We start from the raw sequence: 2,917 nt of genomic DNA, 5'->3' as shown, positions 1-2,917 counted from the left end.
TTAGATTTAGTTAGAATCTAATCGCATATCGGAGTATCAGAGGAAGCATTTCAGGGCGTTACTCCTTCATTCTACTTCTCGAAAATACAGTTCTCTGTTAATTCGCTTTTATTAAGCTACTTTTAACATGTCGTAACTTTTCATTACGAAACGTGTCGCACTATTGAAGTAGTTTTTGTCACTAAAGATAAATTAGGATCATTAATAGTTGGAAAGTTTTGTAGAATGTTGTTATTATAGCACCGAGTAGTTCCTTCCAAAACAGCATTAAGAATTAATGGATCCTACTGTTAAGACTGTTGGTTCTAAGGGTGAAAATTCTCTACTTACTACACTTTGTAAGTTCATAACAATGGCTGAAGCAACAACAACAGAATCAATACATTGATCTGGTCTTGAACCGTGTCCTCCTTCTCCAAAAATATTAATTTTAAATATGTCAGCAGAAGCTAATCTAGGACCAGCTTCATAAGAAATAGTTCCTGTGGGAAGATCAGAAGAAACATGAATTCCTAAAATAGCATCAACATCTTTTAAAACACTATTTTCAATCATTTTTTTAGCTCCTTTAGCAATCTCCTCTCCTGGTTGAAAGATTAGTTTAATTGTACCTTTAAATTCATTTTTTAATTGAAAGAGCAATTTAGCAGCAACAAGTAACATTGCTCCATGACAATCGTGCCCACAGGCATGCATAAGTCCATGAGTTTTAGAAGAATATTCTTTATTTGTTTTTTCTATCACAGCTAAAGCATCAATATCTCCTCTAAGAGCAACAGTTTTTCCAGGAGCATATCCGTGAATAGTAGCAACAACTCCAGTATCAGCTATTATTTCACATTGAATACCAAAGTTTCTTAATTCATTTAATATTTTTTTTGAAGTTTCATATTCTTTTAAACTTTCTTCAGGATACATATGAAACTCTCTTCTCCATTTAATAACATCATCTTTTAGTTTTTTTGCTAAAATTTTTACTTTCATAAAGACTCCTTTTTAATTTTTTATATAAATTTTTGCTAAATTAACATAACCATTTTTTTGAAGAATTAAATTTTCTACTGATTTTTTAGCACCTAAATTATATTTAGGATAAACAAGAGTATAGTGAGGTAACTCTTCTTGAATAATTTCTTGGACTTGACCATAAAGTTTATGTCTTTTAATTTGATCAGCTGTTGTTCTAGCCTTTAATAGAAGAGAATCTACTTTTGTATTATCATAAAAGCTTCTATTTCCAGATCCGCCTTTTTCTTCTGAGTGGAAAAGAGGATAAAGAGCAGGATCTCCATCAATTGAACTAACATTCCACGATAACAAATATAAAGATTTTTTAGGAAAAGCTGTTTTAGATACATAAGCACCCCATTCAAATATTTTAATATTTAAGTTAATTCCAATTTGTTTAACTTGGTCTTGAATAATTGTAGCTATATCTATCCATGTAGATTGGTTGGTTATCCATAAATCAAGATTAAGACCACTAGGATAACCAGCTTCATTAAGTAAAGTTTTAGCTAATTCAACATTTTGATTATATTTTTTTATATTAGAATTATAACCAGGGACTATAGGTGGCATAGGAGAATCAGCAGGAGTAGCTCCGCCCATAAAAACAATGTCAGCAAGAACTTTATTATCGATAGCATATGCAATAGCTTGTCTTAATTTTAAATTATTTGAAAATAAAGGATTAGTTTTATCAAATCCAAGATATAAAATTGAAGGTGCATCTACTTCAATTAGTTTTAAATCATTATGAGATTTTAAAAAAGAACGATCTAGTGTTCCTATATCAAAAGCAATATCAGCTTCACCTGTTTCTAAAGCAATAGTTCTATTTGTAACTTCTGGAACAATTTTTATAATTAAATTTTTATTATTTGTTAATTCTTTATGATATTTGTTAAATTTTTCAAGAACAATCATTTCACCTGGAATCCATTTTTTAAATTTATAAGGACCTGTGCCTATTGGTGATTGAGCAAATTTTTCTCCTAAACTAAGAACAGATTTTTTACAAACAATAGAACTTCCTGAAGAAGCTAGATAATTGAACATAGCTCCAAAGGGTTTAGAAGTTGTTATTTTAATTGTATATTTATCTAAGGGAATAATATTTTCAAATAAAGAATAATAGTATCCAGTTTGAATAGATTCTCGAGCTCTATTTAATGAGAAGATAACATCTTCAGATGTCATATGATGACCACTATGAAAGTAAATATTTTCTTTTAAATAGAAAATAGTCGTTAAATCATCAAGTCGTTTCCAACTTTTAGCAAGACTTGGAACAATTTTTAAATTTTCATCAATAAATAAAAGAGATTCAAACATAGTATTAATAACTCTATTTGATATAGTATCAATACTTTTTTGAGGATCTAGAGTCTTAGCATCTGCACGTTGAGCTACTATAATTTCATTTTTAAATTCACTTTTAGCAATAAGATCTTTAGATGAAATTAAAATAAATAAAAAAATGAATAAAGTTCCTTTAAAAATATTTTTAAAAACATTTAAATAAATTTTCATAATTATCACTCCCAATAATATAAAATAGTATAAAAAAAGCAACCAATGATTTTGGCTGCTTATAAACAATTTTTAAATGTTAAATTAATAAAAATTTAAATGTTAATAAAAATTTTTAAATTATATTTTAGAAAAAAAAGATTGTCTATAAAAAGCCTTAAAAAATTTAACATAAAAAATATCAGCTGTATTAATAGCAGACTAGTCATTATTATAAATATTAAGCTAAATATAAACATAAAAATTACCTCCTTTTCAAATTATTTCCGTTAAGTATATTTAAAATTTATAAAAAAGTCAAGAAAAAAATAGCGATTTTTTTAATCGTGTGAATTATATATGATAATGTCCTAATGTAATTAAAAATGATTATGTCCCAAGT

General features: G+C 27.2%; 2 protein-coding genes. Both read right to left on the bottom strand.

The features are described from left to right. Positions 1 to 267: 267 nt before the first annotated feature. On the bottom strand, positions 268 to 984 hold the full coding sequence (locus Q0V09_RS10015) for a M20 family metallopeptidase (protein WP_297489145.1): 717 nt from the start codon (positions 982 to 984) through the stop codon (positions 268 to 270). A gap of 12 nt (positions 985 to 996) precedes the next feature. Then, positions 997 to 2,535 (bottom strand): ABC transporter substrate-binding protein, encoded by a 1,539-nt coding sequence (locus tag Q0V09_RS10010; RefSeq protein WP_297489142.1) that lies wholly within the window; start codon positions 2,533 to 2,535, stop codon positions 997 to 999. Positions 2,536 to 2,917: the final 382 nt, after the last annotated feature.

Origin of the sequence: uncultured Cetobacterium sp. (assembly GCF_947039425.1) — a bacterium.
Taxonomy (GTDB): Bacteria; Fusobacteriota; Fusobacteriia; order Fusobacteriales; family Fusobacteriaceae; genus Cetobacterium_A.
This window is presented reverse-complemented; position numbering and strand designations above follow the sequence as displayed.